Source organism: Mycobacterium sp. E183 (genome assembly GCF_001667735.1).
Classification (GTDB): domain Bacteria; phylum Actinomycetota; class Actinomycetes; order Mycobacteriales; family Mycobacteriaceae; genus Mycobacterium.
The window spans coordinates 23,640-41,922 of sequence record NZ_LZJN01000182.1; the positions used below are offsets into that span (position 1 = coordinate 23,640).

Annotated in this window: 18 protein-coding genes; 4 read left to right on the forward strand and 14 right to left on the reverse strand. The window is 67.1% G+C overall.

The genetic code is table 11. From position 1 onward, the window contains the following. Positions 1-162 precede the first annotated feature (162 nt). Positions 163-717, forward strand: a complete 555-nt coding sequence (locus A5691_RS21415) for a TetR/AcrR family transcriptional regulator (RefSeq protein WP_067784306.1) — start codon at positions 163-165, stop codon at positions 715-717. Positions 718-725: 8 nt separating this feature from the next. Here the strand turns inward: A5691_RS21415 and A5691_RS21420 are convergent, their stop codons facing one another. The 7 genes from A5691_RS21420 to A5691_RS21450 are packed head-to-tail and all read right to left on the reverse strand — an operon-like array spanning position 726 to position 8,215. Continuing rightward, positions 726-1,844: a thiolase family protein gene (locus tag A5691_RS21420; RefSeq protein ID WP_067755156.1), complete on the reverse strand. Its 1,119-nt coding sequence runs from the start codon at positions 1,842-1,844 to the stop codon at positions 726-728. Next, on the reverse strand, positions 1,841-2,047 hold the full coding sequence (locus A5691_RS21425) for a hypothetical protein (protein WP_231975428.1): 207 nt from the start codon (positions 2,045-2,047) through the stop codon (positions 1,841-1,843). The genes A5691_RS21420 and A5691_RS21425 overlap by 4 nt, the downstream gene beginning before the upstream one ends. A 25-nt stretch (positions 2,048-2,072) precedes the next feature. Then, the gene (locus A5691_RS21430) at positions 2,073-4,172 is read right to left on the reverse strand and encodes a CoA transferase (RefSeq protein ID WP_068016643.1); all 2,100 of its coding nucleotides are present in this window, start codon (positions 4,170-4,172) and stop codon (positions 2,073-2,075) included. Then, positions 4,169-5,251 carry an acyl-CoA dehydrogenase family protein gene (locus tag A5691_RS21435; protein ID WP_068016645.1) on the reverse strand — a complete coding sequence of 361 codons (1,083 nt, stop codon included), beginning with the start codon at positions 5,249-5,251 and terminating at the stop codon, positions 4,169-4,171. The genes A5691_RS21430 and A5691_RS21435 overlap by 4 nt, the downstream gene beginning before the upstream one ends. Continuing rightward, positions 5,241-6,434 (reverse strand): acyl-CoA dehydrogenase family protein, encoded by a 1,194-nt coding sequence (locus tag A5691_RS21440; RefSeq protein ID WP_068016648.1) that lies wholly within the window; start codon positions 6,432-6,434, stop codon positions 5,241-5,243. The genes A5691_RS21435 and A5691_RS21440 overlap by 11 nt, the downstream gene beginning before the upstream one ends. Continuing rightward, positions 6,431-7,741 carry an amidohydrolase family protein gene (locus A5691_RS21445; RefSeq protein WP_082950438.1) on the reverse strand — a complete coding sequence of 437 codons (1,311 nt, stop codon included), beginning with the start codon at positions 7,739-7,741 and terminating at the stop codon, positions 6,431-6,433. The genes A5691_RS21440 and A5691_RS21445 overlap by 4 nt, the downstream gene beginning before the upstream one ends. A 42-nt stretch (positions 7,742-7,783) precedes the next feature. Then, on the reverse strand, positions 7,784-8,215 hold the full coding sequence (locus tag A5691_RS21450; protein WP_067755172.1) for an SRPBCC family protein: 432 nt from the start codon (positions 8,213-8,215) through the stop codon (positions 7,784-7,786). Positions 8,216-8,291: 76 nt separating this feature from the next. On the opposite strand from A5691_RS21450, the gene A5691_RS21455 reads away from it, so the two are divergent. The 3 genes from A5691_RS21455 to A5691_RS21465 all read left to right on the forward strand — a co-directional run bounded on the left by A5691_RS21455 (position 8,292) and on the right by A5691_RS21465 (position 11,633). Then, the gene (locus A5691_RS21455) at positions 8,292-9,188 is read left to right on the forward strand and encodes an enoyl-CoA hydratase/isomerase family protein (RefSeq protein ID WP_067755175.1); all 897 of its coding nucleotides are present in this window, start codon (positions 8,292-8,294) and stop codon (positions 9,186-9,188) included. 74 nt (positions 9,189-9,262) lie between these two features. Further along, entirely contained in the window at positions 9,263-10,174 is a 912-nt protein-coding gene (locus tag A5691_RS21460) for an SDR family NAD(P)-dependent oxidoreductase (protein ID WP_231972836.1), read from the forward strand. A gap of 19 nt (positions 10,175-10,193) precedes the next feature. Further along, a complete protein-coding gene (locus A5691_RS21465) occupies positions 10,194-11,633 on the forward strand; it encodes an aromatic ring-hydroxylating dioxygenase subunit alpha (RefSeq protein ID WP_067755178.1) in 1,440 nt (479 codons plus the stop codon). Between the two features lie 192 nt (positions 11,634-11,825). On the opposite strand, the gene A5691_RS21470 is transcribed toward A5691_RS21465, so the two are convergent. The 7 genes from A5691_RS21470 to A5691_RS21500 all read right to left on the reverse strand — a co-directional run. Continuing rightward, on the reverse strand, positions 11,826-12,731 hold the full coding sequence (locus tag A5691_RS21470) for an NAD(P)-dependent oxidoreductase (protein ID WP_082950439.1): 906 nt from the start codon (positions 12,729-12,731) through the stop codon (positions 11,826-11,828). Then, positions 12,724-12,915, reverse strand: a complete 192-nt coding sequence (locus A5691_RS21475) for a ferredoxin (RefSeq protein ID WP_067755181.1) — start codon at positions 12,913-12,915, stop codon at positions 12,724-12,726. Before A5691_RS21475 ends, A5691_RS21470 begins: the two co-directional genes overlap by 8 nt. Beyond that, positions 12,912-14,159 carry a cytochrome P450 gene (locus tag A5691_RS21480; protein ID WP_082950440.1) on the reverse strand — a complete coding sequence of 416 codons (1,248 nt, stop codon included), beginning with the start codon at positions 14,157-14,159 and terminating at the stop codon, positions 12,912-12,914. The genes A5691_RS21475 and A5691_RS21480 overlap by 4 nt, the downstream gene beginning before the upstream one ends. Then, on the reverse strand, positions 14,131-15,333 hold the full coding sequence (locus A5691_RS21485; protein WP_068016651.1) for an acyl-CoA dehydrogenase family protein: 1,203 nt from the start codon (positions 15,331-15,333) through the stop codon (positions 14,131-14,133). The genes A5691_RS21480 and A5691_RS21485 overlap by 29 nt, the downstream gene beginning before the upstream one ends. After that, complete coding sequence (locus A5691_RS21490) at positions 15,330-16,355, reverse strand: acyl-CoA dehydrogenase family protein (RefSeq protein WP_068016653.1); 1,026 nt, start codon at positions 16,353-16,355, stop codon at positions 15,330-15,332. Before A5691_RS21490 ends, A5691_RS21485 begins: the two co-directional genes overlap by 4 nt. A gap of 11 nt (positions 16,356-16,366) precedes the next feature. Then, a complete protein-coding gene (locus tag A5691_RS21495; RefSeq protein WP_197504988.1) occupies positions 16,367-17,386 on the reverse strand; it encodes an amidohydrolase family protein in 1,020 nt (339 codons plus the stop codon). Between the two features lie 85 nt (positions 17,387-17,471). After that, a partial coding sequence (locus tag A5691_RS21500) for an amidohydrolase family protein (protein WP_156670105.1) occupies positions 17,472-18,283 on the reverse strand: 812 nt, incomplete at its 5' end.

The following is an 18,283-nucleotide window of genomic DNA, read 5'->3' on the forward strand; positions in this document are numbered from 1 at the left end:
GTCGGCGCGGTCAATAGGGCGAGGAAAGTTTGATAAGCCTCCCGCCGCGCCGTCCGTGCACCCCAAACCGCTTGCGCGGGAGGACCAGCGCGTTAGCCTGAGAATTGTTACCGATAATTCTCACCCTGAGGGAAGTTTCTGTCGGCTGTACGGGAGGGTTGCATGGCACGGAACGACTGGCTGGTGGGCCGGGATCGCCGCAGCGCAGCCGCCGAACGGATATATGCGGCCGCCGCCGACCTCATCTCGCACGTCGGATACGACGAGTTCACCATCGAGAGCCTCGCCGAAACGGTCCACTGCTCACCGGCGACTATTTACCGGCACGCCGGCGGAAAGGCGGCCATCAGGGACGCGGTGGTTGCCCTCCAGGCAAGCCGCATCGTCGATACCGTGCGCGAGGCCATCAAAGACCTGACCGGCCGCGAACGAGTGGTGACGGCCACCATCCTGGCCCTGCAGCGCCTGCGCTCTGATCCGTTGGCGCAGCTCATGCAGACCGCACCGACGGTGCCGCGCAGCGAGTGGCTCACGAACTCCCCCGCTGTCACCGCACTCGCCTATGACATGCTCGGATCCGACAATGCAGATCCACTTGCCGCCCAATGGCTTATCCGGGCGTTCCTGGCGCTGTGGTGGTGGCCGGTGAGGGACCCCGCCGACGAACGCGCCCTCGTCGAACGCTTTTTCGGCCGGTCTTACGAAGACCCCGGCTGAGGGCCGAATCACCGACCCAGTACGGCCACAACACAGGACCCACCGCCCCCCATCGCCTGCGCCAGCCCGACGCGGGGATCGGCGGCCTGCCGCGAATCCGACTCTCCACGAAGCTGACTCACCACCTCGGCGACCTGGGCCAGTCCCGTTGCACCGAACGCGTGCCCGCGGGCAAGGCAGCCGCCGTCGGTGTTGGTCGGCAGCCTGCCTTTGGATCCCAACCCGCCCGACTGGACGAGTTCGGCGACATCCTTGACGTCGACGAGGCCGAGTGCGATCAGCGCGGTGACCTCCTCGCTGGCGCACATGTCATGCAGGGAAACAATTCCGACGTCATTCGCCGCGACCTGCGCCGCGGCGTAAGCCCGCCCTGCCGTCAGGGTTATTTGCGACGGCGGGCCGACGCACGGACCGGCCAGCGGCCAGCCCGGGTCGCGCGGCCAACTCGTCTGCTCGATGGCGTTGATCGCCACGGACCGCATGCGTGGTCCGGACGTCACGACGATCGCGGCGCCGCCGTCGACCGAGGCGTGACACATCATCTTGGTTAGCGGCTCGGCGATCATCCGCGACGACATCACCTGTTCAACGGTCACCTCGTGGTCGTTGCGCCGAGCCGCCAGCGGATTCAGGCGCGCCTGGTTATACGACTTGGCCGCGACGGCACCGATAACATCCGGCGCGCAGTTCGCCTCGTACAGAAAGCGATTCGCCTCGATCGCGTAGTGGATCTGCGGCGGGAACCGGTCCCAGAAATCGACCGCCGCCGGTACCACCCCGCCGGGCTCGAGCGCGGTCGTCTTCTCATAGCCGATCGCCAACGCCGCCTCGCAGCGGCCCGACGCCACCGCCCACACAGCATGCCGCAGGGCGACCATGCCCCCCGCCGAGGCGCTTTCGATCGCGGTTACCGGGATCCCGCTGCGTCCCAACGCATGCGCGACCTTCAGCCCGGTCTGCGGCGGCGCCATCGACGACGAGCAGAAGACCTCGCCGATGGCGTCATAGCCGAGACCCGCGTCCTCGAGCGCCTGCCGGGCGGCCGTCACCCCGAACTGGGCGAGCGCGGTGTCGCCGTGTTTGCCGAACGGGGTGAGCCCGACGCCCGCGACGTGGACGCCCGTCACGCCGGATCCGCCTCGAAGAGCAGCACTTCAGCCTCGCCAAGCTTCCGCTCGACGATTCGGCCAACGGCACCGGGCCCGGGCCGTGGCCCGGACACCAGGAGTTGCACCCGGCCTTCGCGAGTGTCGACCCATGCGACGGAGTAGCCCTCCTGGCCGAACTCGGGAATCGGCGACCTCGACGGCACGAACGTCGATGCCCACACCGTCGCAGTCTCATCACTGGGTGGATCAGCCGGCACTTGTCATCCTCTCCTGACGGGCATTCGCGTCGCCCAGGGCCGGCGGCGGCGCCAGCGGGATCGGGCCCTGCCCGGTGAATCGCCACGGGAGACCGACCAGGCGCGCGGTGGTGATATCCGGATCGGGGTGGGCGATCTCCGGGAAGAATCCCCGCGCGGCCAAGTGGGGGTCGTTCACCAGGTCGTCCGCGCGTTGCACGACCGCAGCGCGCAACCCCGCGGCCGTCAGGCGCGCTGCCGCCTCGCCGGCCGGCGCGCCGGCGATCAGCGCGGCGAGCTGATCGGGTTCCCCGGCCAATTCCGTCAGGCGCGCCCGGTCCGCGGGAGCCGAGAGTTCGACCGCCACCCAGCGGTCATCGGCGCTACGGTAGACGCCGCCCCGCGCGTCGGCCCCACCGTCGGACACCACCCCGACGGGGGCCGAGGCCGCGGCGACGAATTCGGCCACCGTGGACGCCACCACCTCGGCCATGGACAGATCGATCACCGCCCCGAAGTCGCGGGCAGGCCCGAGCGCCCAAGCCGCTATCACGGTGGCCGCCACCACCGAAGACAGCGGGTCGGCGATTACCGTGCCGAGCCGCGCCGGCGACCCGTCGGATCCCGTGGTGAGTCCGGCCAGACCCCCGTAGGACTGAACGTTGTTGGCGTACACGCGGTATCCGGCCATGGGACCCGTCGACCCGAAACCCGAGACCCGCATCACCAACCGGCCCGAGTCGGCGATTTCGGCGGGGTCGACGCCGAGCCGGGTCAGCCGTGCCGCGCCGACATTCTCGATCAGCACGTCGGCTTCCTCGAGGGCGGCGGCGACGTCCTGCGTCGGCCGGCCGGGATCGATCAGCGCGCTGCGCTTGGAGTGGTTGGCCACCGCGAAATACGCGCCGCGCTCGACGCCGGGCCGCCCTGCGGCGAACGGTCCGGTGCGGCGGTAGATGTCGAGTCGGTCGCGGTCTTCCAGTCGCAGCACCCGGGCACCCATCCCACCGAGCAACGCGCCGACGATCGGCCCGGCCAGGACGTGGGTCAGCTCGGCGACTCGCAGGTCGTTCAGCCGGCCCGTGCGGTGCCGTCCGAACCGCCCGCCCGGGCGCGTCGCCCATGGGGGGGCCAGTACGGACAGGGCAGTACCGCCCAGTCGAGTCACCGAAATGGCTCCGCGAGAAGCGAATTGGGGCGACGTCAGGATCTCCGCGGGTGTATTCACCGGCGTCGAAGGCACGCCGTTGGCCTGCAACAGGGCTGCGCAGTCTTCCTTGAGGAGCGTCGCCGCCCACGCCCCGACGTGGTGGTTGATCAAATCGGCGTGCTCTATCCGGGCGGCTCGTTCGCCCAGGCCCGTGGCCCATCCGGGATGACCCAAGGCCACCAACAGGCCGGTCCACTGGTGATTTTCGACGGCGGTGATGCGCACCAGTCCGTCGCGGCAGGCGAACAAGCCCGACGGGGCGAGATAACGCCCGCTGCCCGCCCTTCCCGGGCAGGAGTACAGCACGTGGGCGCACTCGGGAAGGGCCGCGGTGAATGCGACCGCCTCCTGCACCGACACATCCACGCTCACCGGCGCGCTCGTAGCGTTGCGCCGATCGAGGCCGTGCAGGGCCGCCAGCGCCGTCACCGCGCCCGCCGCCTTGAGCGCGACATAGCCAGGGGCGGGCACCGGCGTCCCGTCAGAGCCCTCGATCGTAGCGAGCATGCCACCGGTCGCCTGGGCGATCAGTTCACCACCCCGCTCGACGGAGCGCGGTCCGGTCAGGCCGAATGGGCTGACGCTCACCACCACGGCGTTTCTGGCCTGCGGCGGGTCGATCGCGGCGTCGTGGTCGACGATCACGATGTCGTGTGCGTCGATCAATGCCGATGTGTCGCTTGGTGATCGCAGAATTCGCTTGCCACGATCTAGAACCACGTCAACCAGTGGCACCGACGCGGCGCCAACCGCGATCATCGGCCCTACCCGGGACGGCGAGAAACCGCCGCCGAGCTTCCTCACCTCGGCGCCGAGGTTCGCCAGCAGCGACGTGGCCGCCGCAGCGGCGATCCCGTCGCCGACCTGAAGGACTTTGACACCCGAGAGGAACGAGTTCACCCGTCACCTCCCGGCTGCTCCACCGGATAGCGCCCCGTGAGCCAGCGCGTCACGATGTCGCGGTGGTGCGCGCGCTGACCGAGACTTCCCGCAGCACTGGCCGCCCGGCGGAGATGAACGTGGGCATCGTGCTCCCACGTGTACGCGATGCCGCCGAACACCTGAGTGGCGCCCTCGGGCACGGTACGCAGCGCGTCGATACCCCAGTAGGCGGCGAGGGAGCCCAGCGCGGGGGCCTCGGGATGCCCGTGTTGGCAAGCGTCGGCGGCACGATTGACGAGCGCCCGCCCGATCTCGATCGCGCACCGCTGATCGACCAGGCGGTGCTTGATCGCCTGGAAGGCGCCGATCGGGCGGCCGAAGGCGACGCGCAGCTTCGCGTACTCGGTTGCGGCCTCGTTGGCGGCCGCCGCAATGCCAACCAACTCGGCCACCCGACCGATCAGGGCGCGCAGCGCGGCTTCACCGTGGCGGCGGACCGCATCCGGCCCGGTCTCGAGGACCTGAATCGGCGTATCGCTCAGCGTGATTCGTGCGCCGGGGTTGTGATCCAGGGGCGTCACCGGCTCGCGCACCACGCCCGCCTCCGCCGGGTCGACAACCCCGAGCACGGCGGACTCTCCGTCGCCCGCGCAGACCAACAACTTGGTTGCGACCGCACCGAACGGCACGAGCGGCCACACTCCGGAGACGCCCGCCGTGGTGCGCTCTCCGCGCTCGGGCAACAGCAGGGGAATCCCGTCGGCGCAGCGGTTCTCGCACCATCCCGTGGCCGCCGCCATCGCAAGCGGGGCAGGCGCCGACGCCGCGCCGGCGGCCTCGGCCAGCACGCACAGATCACGGAGCCCGCCCCCTCCGCCCCCGGCGGCCTCGCTGACCAAGACGTCGGCCCACCCGGCCTCGACGATCGTCTGCCACAGCTTCGGGTCGAACACCGGGCCGGGGCCATCGAGCAGGCTCCGAAAAGAGCTGGCAGACCACACCTTTCGGAGGGCGTCATCGGCCGACGCCCGCAACTGCTCGAGTTCGGCCGCGCTGCGTGCGAGTTCGTTCAGCGACGACGGGCCATCAGGGGTCACGCGGCAGTCCCAGCAGCTTCTCGGCGATCACGTTGCGCTGGACCTCGGACGTGCCCGCACCGAAGGTCGCCGCCCGCATCAGCAGGTAGCTCCGTGCGACGTTCCCGTTGTTCGTCGCCCCCGCCGAGCCGCGCTCCAGGGTGCCACCCGGCCCGGTGAGTTCCAGCCCGAAATTGGCCATCTCCTGATCGACTTCCGACGTCAGCAGCTTGGCCACCGACGCCTCGGGCCCGGGACTGACGCCGCGGACGCCGGCGGCCGTCGCCTGGGCCGAGATCTGACGCAGCGCCTCCACCCGCGCGGCGAAACCGACGATCCGATCGGCCACGTAGCCGTCGCCGCAGCCCTCGTGCCCCAGCGCTCCTTGCTCCTGCGCCATCTTGATCAGAATCGCCAGCCGCCGTTCGATCCGATGGGTGCGGCTCTGTCCGACGCGCTCGTAGCCCAGCGTGGATTTGGCCACCCGCCAACCGCCGTGCAGTGGGCCGAGCACGTTGTCGAGCGGCACCCGCACCGAATCGAAGAACACCTCGTTGAACTCGGCCTGCCCGGTGATCTGGCGGATCGGGCGCACCTCGATCCCGCTGGTGCGTAGGGGTACGAGGATGTAGCTGATTCCTTGGTGCTTGTCCGCCGTGGGATCCGTGCGTGCCAGGATGTAGATCCAGTCGGCGTATTGCGCCTTGGACGTCCAGACCTTCTGCCCGGTGATGACCAGCTCTTCGCCGTGGATCTCGGCCCTGGTCTTCAGGGCGGCGAGATCACTGCCCGCGTCGGGTTCGCTGAATCCCTGACACCACACCTCGTCGCCCGAAAGGATTTTCGGCAGATAGCGTTGGCGTTGCTCGTCGGTACCCCACTGAATGATCGTGGGGCCGAGCTGATTGACGGCGCTGCGGTTGATGGGCTCTGGAGCGTGCGCGGCGGCCATCTCGGCGTTGAAGATGAGCTGTTGCACCGGAGTGGCCGCGCGACCACCGAATTCGGACGGCCATGAGATCGCCGCCAAGTCCGCGTCGTGAAGACGCCTCTGCCACAGGCGCATTCGGCTCAATCGATCCATCTCGTCGCGGCCCTGGACGCGCACGTCCGAGGTCAATGCCGTTGCAAGAAACCCGCGCACCTCGTCGCGGAACTGCCGATCGGCCCCGGTGAGGACGACCCCGTAATCCGGTTCGGTCACGCCCCACCGCGAAGGATCGACGCCATCCGTACCTTCATGTCGCCGTACGTGATCGCGGTAGCGCCCGCCCTGGGCGCGCGGCCGGCGTCCACCTTGGGCGCCGACAGATCCAGGCCGGCAATTCTTTCCCGCAGCGCCGCGACGGTGCAGTGTTCCCTGCCCCGTCGCTCGACGCCGGTGTAGCCGAAGGCGCGGGCCGCATTACGCCAGGTGATCGCCTCGACCTCGTCGGGTGTGCAGCCCTCCAACTGGGCGGCGAGCTGCTCGGGCGCGTCCGGCCAGCTGCTGTCCGAGTGCGGGTAGTCCATCTCCCAGCAGATGGTGTCCACTCCGATGCGCTCCCGCATCTCGATGCCGACCCGGTCGCGGATGAAGCACGACATGAAGTTGCGGCGATACACGTCGCTGGGGCTCAGCCCGTCACCCAAATCGTCTCCCGTCCAGGCCCGCTGTCGCGAGTAGATGTCCTCGAATCGCTCCAGCAGGAACGGAATCCATCCGATGCCGCCCTCCGACAGCGAGAACTTGATGGACGGGAACTTCTTCACAATGGGTGAGAACAACAGGTCGGCAACGAAGCGCTGGGTGTCGATCGGCAGCATCGAGTTGTACGCCAGATAGGTGGTCAGGTCCGACGGCACCGGCAATCCGCCGCCCGTGCCGATGTGGATGTTCACGACCGTGTTCTCTGTGCAGATCGCCTCCCACAGCGGATCCCAGTGCGGATCCTGCCAGGGCGGCTGCCCGTAGCTCCCGATGTGCTGTGGAGCCGTCACCGCGCGACAGCCGCGCCCCGCCAGGCGCCGCACTTCGGCCGCGGCCAGGCTCGCGTCCCACAACGGCAGGATCCCCATCGGGATGAACCGGTCGGGATGCCGCCCGCACCAGTCCTCGATGTGCCAGTCGTTGTAGGCGCGCACCATCGCCTCGGACACGTCGCGGTCCCCGCGGTAGGTGAACAGCGCGCCCGAGATGGTCGGGAACGACGGGAAGCACAGCGACGCAAGGACCCCCGAGGCGTCCATGTCGTTCACCCGTGCGTCGACGTCGTAACACCCCGACCTCATGTCGCTGAATCGCGACGGCTCGAATCCCCATTCGTCGTTGGGCCGGCCCACAACGGCGTTGAGCCCGATGTTCGGCAGCTGCAGACCGTCGTACACCCAGAAACACATGCCGTCGGCGTCCTCGACGATGCGCGGTGCGTCGTCGGCGAAACGGCTTGGCACCCGGCCGTTGAACATGTCGGGTGGTTCCACGGTGTGGTCGTCGACGCTGATCAGTACCAGATCGAGAGGATCAATCACTCGAACAATCCTAAACTAATAGACACTTTCTGTCTAAGTGTTCTATCCGGACTCTTTCGCTTGGGCGAAGTCCTGCACCCAGCCCGCCATCAGGCCGTAAACGGCCTCCATGGCATCGCGCGCGGCGGCGTCGTCACCGATGGGCTCGTAGTCGATGTCCCAGACCACGATTGATTCTCCGCCGGCATCCGCGCTCTCGGTCACGGTGTTGACCGCCACGAAGCGGCTGACCGGCATCGGATTGTTGGTGATCTCGTACGACAGCGCACGCTCGTCCGGCTTGATCCAGATCAGGGTCTCGATGACCGGCTTCTCGGTGCTCGCTGCGATGAACCGCCGCATGCCGGGTCCTTCGCCCTCGACCCTGACATCGCTGGGTCCGGGGATCCAGTCGACGTTACCGAAGTCGGCGAGAACGGCCCACACCGCGTCCGGTGACACGGCGAGCCGCTTGGTGACCGTGAATGTTGGCATTCGCCGACCGTATCACCCGATGTGACAATTGATCGACTAGTGTACTTATGTACTGCCAACGCGCGAAGGAGGGCTGATGGCCACCGACTCCGCGGCTGGAGGCGAATTCGAGGTCGATGAGGACTGGGTCCGCTATGAGGTTGTCGAACCGCACATCGCGCAGATCACCATCAACCGGCCCGAACGGCGCAACGCCATCCTGTCTCCGGGCATGCATCGACTCTTCAAGGAGCGGCTGGACCGCGCCGAGGACGATGACCAGGTCAAGGCCGTCGTGTTGCTGGCCGAAGGCAAGGACTTCTGTAGCGGCGACGACGTGCGCCGGCTCCCGGTGGAAGAAGCGGGACTGCGCAAGGGCGAGCGACTGCCGCAGACCGCGCGCCTGGGCAACGCCCGGCGGCTGCACCGGCACCTCACCAATTGGCTGGAGTTCCCGAAGACGGTGATCGCCGGCTGTCAGGGTGCCACGCTGGGCGCCGGGATGAATCTGGCCCTGGCCGCCGACATTCTGGTCGTCTCGGATGACATGTACGTTGCCCGCCCTCAGGCGCGCATTGGGTTCGCCGGGTTCTCCACGGCCATGCCGCTCGCGTTGCTCAAGATGGGACCCAACCGCGGCTACGAGGCGATGATCACCGGCCGCAAGGTGACCGCGCACGAACTACGCGAGTGGGGGGTAGCCGCGTCGGTGGTGCCCGCCGAGCGGCTCCGCGACGAAGCGTTGCGCTATGCCCGCGCGATCGCTCACCACTCGGCCGACGGCCTGATGGTGGGAAAGCACGCTCTGATCGCGTTTTGGCACGCCGTCGGGATGGCGCAGTTCGGGGACTGGGTCCCGATGGGCCACACGGTGTTCAGCAACCTCGTGTGGCGCGACGACGAGTTCAACTTCATGAAGGAACGCAGTACCCGCGGCGGCCGGGAGGCGATGGCCGAGTTGGAGCGCCGCTATGCCGAGTGGGGGTTCGAGTAGGCGCTAAACAGCTATACAGATATTGTTTGTATGTTCTGTATGCTCGTCTTTGACGCGAGGCCACGAGGAGTTGGATGACGATGGGTGTGTTGGACGGACGGACCGCGTTGGTGACGGGGGCCGGGCGGGGAATCGGCGCCGCGGTGGCAGAGGGCTTGGCCGCCGAGGGCGCGACGGTCCTGGTCTCCGATGCGGGCGTCGGCGTCGACGGGACCGGACAGGACTCCGGTCCGGCCGAAAGCGTCGCGGCGGCGATAACGAGCCGTGGCGGCAAGGCATTCGCCGACACCACCGACATCACCGACTTCGCCGCGTGCGCGGATCTCATCGGCCGGGCCGCCGAGACGCTCGGCGGCTTGGACGTCGTGGTGAACGCGGCGGGGATCCTTCGGGACGGCATGGTCTTCAAGATGAGCGAGCAGGACTGGGACGCGGTGGTGTCGGTGCACCTCAAAGGGACGTTCAACGTCACGCGCCACGCGGCAGCCTGGTGGCGGGAGAACCGCGGCGGGCAGTACCGGCTGATCACCTTCACATCCATGTCGGGCTTGCAGGGCGCGCCGAGCCAGCCGAACTACGCCGCGGCCAAGATGGGCATCGTCGGCCTGACCTTCTCGTGCGCCAACGCGCTGCGCAACTACGGGGTGCGCTGCAACGCCGTTGCGCCGATCGCGGGCACCCGGATGACGCAGGGCATCAAGGGCGGCGGCAGCATGGACTACTCGGACTCGAACGTTCGCCTTTCGCCGAAGAATTGCGTGCCGCCGGTCGTGTATCTGGCCAGCGAGCAGTCCGACTGGCTCAACCGGCGCGTGATCTTCGCCGGGAACGGGCGGATCAGCCTGATGTCCAATCCGGTCGTCGAACGCGAGATCGTGTCGGCGTCGGGGACGTGGGACATCCCGACCGCATTCGCCGAGATCGAGACGTCGTTCAAGGAAGCGGTGCTGTATCCCAACATCTTTGACAAGCCACCCTCCAGCTGAGCCGACGAAAAGTGCGACAATGACCGAGCTTGCCACCGAGCGGGTGCCACAAAAGTTCGCCTGCGGCGAGACTTTCGTGCCCAAGAGCCGGTACATCGACCCGGAATTCCTGAACCTCGAGCTGGAGCGATTGTTCACCCGCGTGTGGCAGCCCGCGTGTCGCGTAGAGGAAGTACCGGACGCCGGCTGCTTCTACGAGTACACGATCGGCCGGCAGTCCATCGCCGTGGTGCGCCAGAAGGACGGCAGCATCAAGGCATTCCACAACACCTGCGCCCACCGCGGCATGAAGGTCGTCCGCGGCAGCGGTTGCTCGGCCAACAAAGAGCTGCGCTGCGAATTCCATGGCTGGCGTTATGAATTGGATGGCCGGTCCTCCTTCGTCCCATGTCGCGACGAATTCGCACCGCGCCCCCGCCAGCAGTGGGGCCTGCGTCCCGTCGCGGTTGGGACGTGGGGTGGCTGGGTGTTCGTGAGCATGGCCGAGGACCCGCCGGATCTGCTCGAGTGGCTGGACCCGCTGCCGACCGCGCTGGCTCCATTTCGGTTGCAGGACATGCGCTACCGCTGGCGCAAGCGCACGTTCCTGCCGGCGAACTACAAGACCGTCGTCGACGCTTTCATCGAGGGCTATCACACGCCCGGGACCCATCCGCAGACGATGCGATCGGCGCAGGGCCCGCGGCCGTCTGCGGAGCCCGCAGCGCCGCAAGAATACGTCTACGCTCCCTACACCCCGACCATCACCTATAAGAACCACTCGCGGTTCGTCTACACACAGCGTCCCGAGCATGCCGGCCGCGACAAGGGCCGCCAGGAGCAGGCGGCGCGACCCGAGGTGTTCGCGAATTCGATGAAATACCAATACCTCGAGGTCGGGTCGCTGGTCACCGAGCGAGACTACCGGGCCGCGCAAAAGCTGGCCGCGATGGAGCCCGGCGACGTCCCACCGTTTGTTCTGTACCACCAGATGTGCGAGGAGCTCGCCCGCGCCGAAGGCGTTGACTTCCCGCGGATGTCGATGGAGCAATACTTCGCGGGGAACGGCGACTGGCATGTGTTTCCGACCATGGTGATCCTGGTCGAGAAGTCCTGCCTGCTGGGATACCGCATGTTGCCCGACGCCGAAGACCCGAATCGGTGCACGTTCGAGATGTTCTCGCTGGAGCATTTCGCGCCCGGCGAGGTGCCCGAGACGCAGTGGCAGGTCTTCGAGCGGTGGCAGGACCACGACGGCTGGGGCGAGCTGCCCTCACAGGACCTGAGGAACATCGGCGCCATCCACGCGGGCATGCACTCGGCCGGGTTCGAGGGACTCTGGCTCAACACCGCCCAGGAGATGTCCATTCGCAACGAGCATGCGATCGCCGACAGGTTTCTTTTCGGTGCGGACCGCGACGGTGTGGATCGTCGCGCTCAGGAGGGCGGTTCCTCCGCGTCGACATCGGAGAAGCGATAGGGGTTCTCGCCATCGGCGGCGGCTCCCAGCCGCATTCATGCGACGACAGCAACACCGCCGACCGTGCAGCCGCCGGTTTCGATCGCCGGGATGGCCTGACGTACAAGCTGGTTGGCGACCCACGTGGAGTTCCCGGTGGGCGCAACGCCAACTTGCCGAATCGGGCTGCGCCAGAAACACGTTGGTGACCGGTCAGAGACCTGTTTCAGTCGGCTCACGCGGATATCCGAAAAGCTGCAGCGCCTCGTCGGCGACTGCGATCAGCGAGCCGGTGGGGGCATCGCGTTCGCCGGTCAGCCGGTCGAAGATTCCGATGTCTTTACGGAGCAGGGGTCCCACCATTGGAGCCAACACCCCGAAGCCACCGACAGCGACGGCGGTGTTCAGCGAAAAGCTGTTGCCGCTGCTGACCGACAAAGCGCGGCCCAGAGCGTGCTCGTCCAGGCCCAACCGGGTGCCGGCAACCATCGCGTCGCGCGCCAGGGCGTAGTGGGCGGCGTGCAGAGTGTTGTTGACGAGTTTGGCGATCAACCCGCTGCCGAGCGGCCCGAGGTGAATCACGTTGCCGCCGAAAGTTTCGAGCTCCGCGCGGCATTTTTCGTAGTTTTCGTCCTCGCCGCCGACGAGGACGGTGAGCTTGCCCTCGGCAGCCGCGAAGCCGCCGCCGCTGACCGGAGCGTCGATCACCCCGACGCCCCGTTCCGCCGCGATCCGCGCAATGTGGTGACAGACCTCCAGGCTGATTGTCGAATGGATGGCCAGCACGGACCCGGGCGACATGCCGGCGAGCACCCCGGATTCGCCCAGGACGACGTCTTGGACCCCTGCATCGTCGACCACACAGATCCCGACCACGTCGCTGTTGGCCCCCAGCTCGGCCCGGGTTTCCGCGAACGACGCCGCAGAACCGCGATAGGGCTCAAGCGATTCCGCCCGGCGTGCCCACAACGTCGTGGGCACCCCGCAGGCTATGAGCCGATCCGCCATTCCCTTGCCCTGGTCCCCGAGACCGATGAATCCGGCTCGGATCTGCGGACGATCCGACGACGTCGGCGTCGCGGAGTCGGGGCGCGCGGTCGAGCCGGCTTGGTCAGTCATGAAGGGCGATGGCCTCCTCGGGACAGGACCGCACGGCGTCCGTGGCGGAGGGTTCCTCTCCTACTGGCACCTCGGCCGCCAGCAGCACGCTGTGCCCCTCCTCGTCGGCGTCGAACAACGCGGGCGAGAGGCTGTAGCAGCGGCCATGCCCCTGGCAGGCTCCGCTGTCGAGCTCCAGCCTCATCCACGCACCTCCCAACTCAGTGGCAGCGGCCGCGCCAGCCGCACCGGAAGAGCTTCGTATCGCAACGATGAGCCCGGCGTGATCTCGTAATCGGGAATGCGCTTGTGAAATTGGTCGAGTGCCGCCCGCAGCTCCATCCGGGCGAGATGGCTTCCCAGACAACGGTGAAAACCGCTTGCGAACGAGTAGTGCGGATTGGGCCGACGGGTCAGGTCCACTTTGAGAGGATCTTTGAACTTCTCCGGATCCAGGTTGGCAGCGGCCCACAGCACCGTCACCTGCGTTCCTGCGGCCACGGTCGTCTCGCCGACCTGCATGTCCACGGTCGGAGTGCGCGATGCCACCGGCACCGGGGTCTCCCAACGCATCAACTCTTCGATCGCGTCGGGCCACATTTCCGGGTTCGCCACTACCTGACGGCGCTCGTCGGGATGGCGCGCGAGCCAGGACAGGATGCAGGATAGCGACGCCGCTACGGTATCCAGGCCGGCGATCATCAGCAGGAAGCAGATGTCGAGAATGTTCTCGCGGGTCAGTGAGTGGCCGTCGACTTCGGCTGTCATGAAGCGGCCGAGGATGTCGTCCCCGGGTTCGCCGCTCGCTTCGCGTTCGTCGAGAACTTGGTTGAAGTACGCGTAGCACCGTTTGCCCGCCGCCTTGTACCTGGCCTCGCGTTGCGCGACGGTTTCCCCCTCGACGTCGCGCAGCAAATCGTCTTTGTTCTGCAGGAAGTAGTTCAGCTCGGAGAGCGGAATTCCCATGAGGCGCAGGAAAATCGTGGACGGGAGGATCGCGCAGAATTCATCGTAGATGTCAGCGTGGCCGCGTTCGATGAACTTGTCGATCAGCTCGTCGGCGAGCGTTCTTACGTCGGTCTCCAGGTGAGCGATCGCCTTCGCCGAAAAGATCGGGTCAAGCAGTTTGCGGTATTTGGTGTGCTCGGGCCGGTCGATGTCCAGCGGAATCAGCGGGCGATCGGCGCTCTGCGTATTGCCCACTGCCCCCGATCCGCGCACATCGTGGCTGCGGGTCAGAGCGTCGACGCTCTTGGCGGCGCCGACAATGTGATTGCCGTCGATCACGATTATCGGCGCCGATCCGATGCCTGCATACACTTCCTGTGGTTCGGGGACAGTCAGCATCGCTGCGAAGTCACCCCCGAAGGCCTCGGCGGCTATGCCCTCCGTTACGGCGTCGTCGGACTGTTCGTCGTGGCTAGCCGACAGCGCTGTCGTTTCGCTCATTTTTGTTCCTTCGCGGTGTACTACGGGGAAGTCCCAGGAATCGCTCGGCAATCACGTTTCGCGCCACGTCGGTGGATCCGCCATAGATGCCGGTCCCCGGCGCGAATCGGAATCCCGCTTCGAATGCACCGTCGCCGGCACTCCCCTCCGCCCCGCGCGCCAGAAGGGCTGTCGGGCCGATGAGATCGATCAGCTCCGACGCCGTCTGCACCAGCAGGTCGGAGGACAGGATGCGAGCCGGCGGTCCCGACGCCGAACGCGTCATCTCGACCTTGACGAGCGCTTCGCCGATGCGCTCGGCCACCACGGCGTCGTCGAGCAAGGATGTGCCTGCGGGACCCGGTTGCGTTGCGGCCCAACGAACGAACTCCGCGAGGAGTTTCTCGCACTCGGCCAGGTAGGGCCCCCCGATGGTCGGGTCACTGCCGTCGGCGGAGATGCCGTGTTCCTGGCTCAGCGGCGCGGCGACCACGGTCCAACCCGCGTTGACGTCGCCCAGGCGCCAGCGGTCGTTGACGCGAACATCTTGCAGGTAAACGAAATTGGTACGTTCGCCGCCAAGTGTGCCGATCGGCCGGATCTCCACCCCCGCAGTGTCCAGGGGCAGAAGGAAAACGGTGAGGCCCTTGTGCATGGGCGCCGACGGGTCGGTGCGCGTGAGGAGAAAGCAGTATTGGCTGAACTGGGCACCGGTGGTGAACATCTTCTGTCCGTTGATAACCCATTCGTCGCCATCCCGCTCCGCGCGGGTGCGCACCGCGGCCAAATCCGATCCGCAGTCCGGTTCGGTGTAACCCAGGCAGATGCGAACGGTGCCGTCAGCGACCCGCGGCAGCACCTCGGCCTGGATGTCCGGCGAGCCGAAGATTCGGATGGCGATCGGTGGTAGCAACGTCGTGGAGGCCAGGATGTAGGGCGCGCCGCTGCGCGCCCATTCGGTGGCGACGATGCGCGCCCGCAACGCGTCCAGGCCCGCCCCACCCTCGGACGTCGGCCATTGCGTCGTGACCCATCCCCGCGCCCCCATCGCCAGGTGCAGGCCCTCGTTGAATCCGCCGCCGTGCAGCCGTTCGTCTTCCAGCACCGCCGGGGTGACGTGTTCGCCGAAGAAGGCGCGTGCCCCCTGCCAGAACGTGAGGGTGTCGTCGTCGAGTTCGATGGTCTCGAAATTCACGCGAGCGCATCCTTCAACACATGCGGCGCCCACCGGGCGACGCGTCGCAGAAGGGTGCGACGGTCGCCGACGGCCAGCCCCCAGCCTTTGGCCCGGCGGTAGTAGAGCTGAACGTCGGATTCAAGGGTGAACCCGAAGCCGCCCTGGGTGTGGATGGCGGTGGCCCCGGCTTGCTCGGCGGCGTCACCGGCGGCCAGCACTGCGCACAAGGCCAGCGCACCAACGGATTCGGGTTCATGGTCGCAGAACCAGGCAGCGCGCCACATCAGCCGCCGGGCCGCGCCCACGCTGTTGGCGGCGTCGACCAATGGATGAGCGATGGCTTGAAACGCTCCGATCTGGGTGCCAAAAGCCGTGCGCTCTTTGGCGTATTGCACACCGAGGTCCAGGGCGGCCTGACCCAGCCCGACCAGCGCGGCCGCCGTCAAGACGTGCCATTCCCGTTCAGCTAGGTCCCACTCGTCGGCCGAACCCACCCGTGCGCCACCGGTAACCTCGCGCCAGCCCAGCGGAGCGCACGCCAGATTGGCCTGGGTCGGCGCCGGCGGGCTGGTGACCAGCGTCAGGTTGGCGCCCTGCGGCGCGAGCACGGCCTCTGCGATCGCTCCGGCGGGTGCTAGCCGACGGTCGGCGGTGCCCGGGGCGAGGGTGACAACCGCGCCACGATCGCGCATGGCGGCCAGCAGCCGCGATGACGGGTCGATGCGGGCGAGCGCGCGAGCCGCCGCCAACACCTCGGCCAGGGGTACCGGCGCCGCGCGGCGGCCGGCCTCTTCGAGCACGAACGCCAGCTCGACCAAGCCGGCCCCGTCGCCACCGACCGCTTGGGGCAGCGCCATCTCAACGACGGCACGTTCCTGGAGCTCGTCCCACAGCGCCGCGTCGAACCCGTCCGGTTCGGCCGAGCGAACCCGTGATGTCGGGATGGTCTTTTCGAAATAGGCCCGGAAAGAATCCCGCAGTGCGGCCTGCTCCTCGCTGAGCGAGTAGTCCTGTTGGCGAAGCGAGAACTCTGCGTTCATCGGACGGCCACTCAGGGGGCGTCCTTCAGGACGCTTTCGTCAAAACCAAATAGCCTGCGTGCATTTCCGCCGACGATGGCCCGCGCACTGTCGATGTCGACGCCGGCGAAGAGCCTGTCGAGGATCTTCTCCGACTCTGGGTATGTGCTCTCGGGGTGGGGATAGTCGTTGCCCCACAACAGGCATTCGGCACCGGTATCCGCGAGGTTCGTAATCGCGACGGGATCGTCCTGGAAGGTCGAGTGGATCTGATGACGGATGTAGTGACTGGGCAGTTCGGCAAGTTTCGGTTTGGTCCAGCCGATCTCGTCGTGCGCCTGGTAATAGTAGTCCAGCGTCTGCATCGCCCACGAGATCCAGCCGCCGTTGCACTCGACGAAGACAGCGTGCAGGTCTGGATGCCGCTCCAGGATCCCGCTGCAGCTCAACAAGGCGGCTGCGCGCGGCGCCATCGATTGCGTGGCAAGAAGATTCGCCGTGCCGCTCCCCCACCCTCGATAGAAGATCATGTCGTGGCCGCTGCCCTGATGCATGACGGCCGGCCGGCCCGTCGACGCGATGACGCCCCACAGCGGTTCCCACTCTTTGGAGTTCCACTCCGGCTTGCCGACCAGCGGCAACAGCAGTCCACCCACCGACGGATCGGCAGCCACCCGCTCGACCTCGGCGATGGCCATGTCGGCATCCCAGGTGGGGATCATCATCGCAAGTTTGATCCGGTCGTGTCCCCCGATCTGCTCGCGAATCCAATCGTTGTAGACCTGGCATACCGACTGCCCGGCAAGGGGATTGGCGATGCCCCACGCGTATAGCCCGATGGTGGGAAAGACGATTTCGGCGTTGATGCGGTCGGTCCGCATCATGTCGAGCCGCACGTCGGGCGAGGCCGCCGCCACGCGCTCGGCCTCCTTCGCCGCTGCCTCTTCTGCCGACAGTTCGTTCCAACCGATGGGGCTGCCGTTGACGACCAGGCTCCACCCGCCGGCGTCATTGGCCAGGATGCGGCGCGGGGCGTGATCGCGCAGGTCCACGCTGAGGCGTTCATACCAGAGGTCATGCGGCTCGTCGACGTGCGCATCGGCCGAGATCTTGGGCAGATCGACGGTACTCGTCATATCAGACCTGCACCGTCTCCCGGCCGGCCGCCTCGGCACGGGCCCGGTACTCGGCCTTGCTCACCGTCGACAGGTCGACGTCGGTGGCCCTGGCGCGTAGCGCACCCACCGTCGCGTCTTTCTTCGCGGTGTGCTTGAACGGGTCGAAATCAAAGAAACGACAGCTGTTTTCGTGAGTGATCTTATTGATTTCCTCGTCGGTCGCACCGGCAGCCGTGAACTCGCCGAACAACTGCTCCGGGCCGTTGGGCCAGGTCGAGTCGGTGTGCGGATAGTCGCACTCCCACGCCAGATTGTCGATGCCGATCTCGTTGCGCAGCTTGACGCCGGCCGGGTCGGTGATGAAGCAGGCCAGGACCTGGTCCCGAAATATCTTGCTGGGCATGCGATCCGACCAGTCCTGACCGATCCAGAGTTGATTCTTGGCGTGTCGGTCGGCCCTCTCGAGGTAATAGGGGATCCAACCGATGCCGCCCTCGGAAAGGGCGATACGCAGGTCCGGGAATCTGCGCAGGGTACGGCCGAACATGAGGTCCTGCAAGGCCATCAGCGTGAGCTGGGTGGGCAGGATGATGTGATGGTCGATCGGAGCGTCAGGCGCCAGCGTGATCAGGCCGCCACTGGCCCCGATGTGCATGCACAGCACGCTGCCCGTCTCCGACATCGCGGTCAGCATCGGGTCCCAGTGCTCGCTGTGAAAGCTGGGGAAGCCGAAAGCGTGCGGCGCCTCGAGGAAGCTGATGGCCTTGCAGCCTTTGTCGGCCAGACGCCGCACCTCGGCCGCGCACAATTCCGGATCCCACATCGGCACAA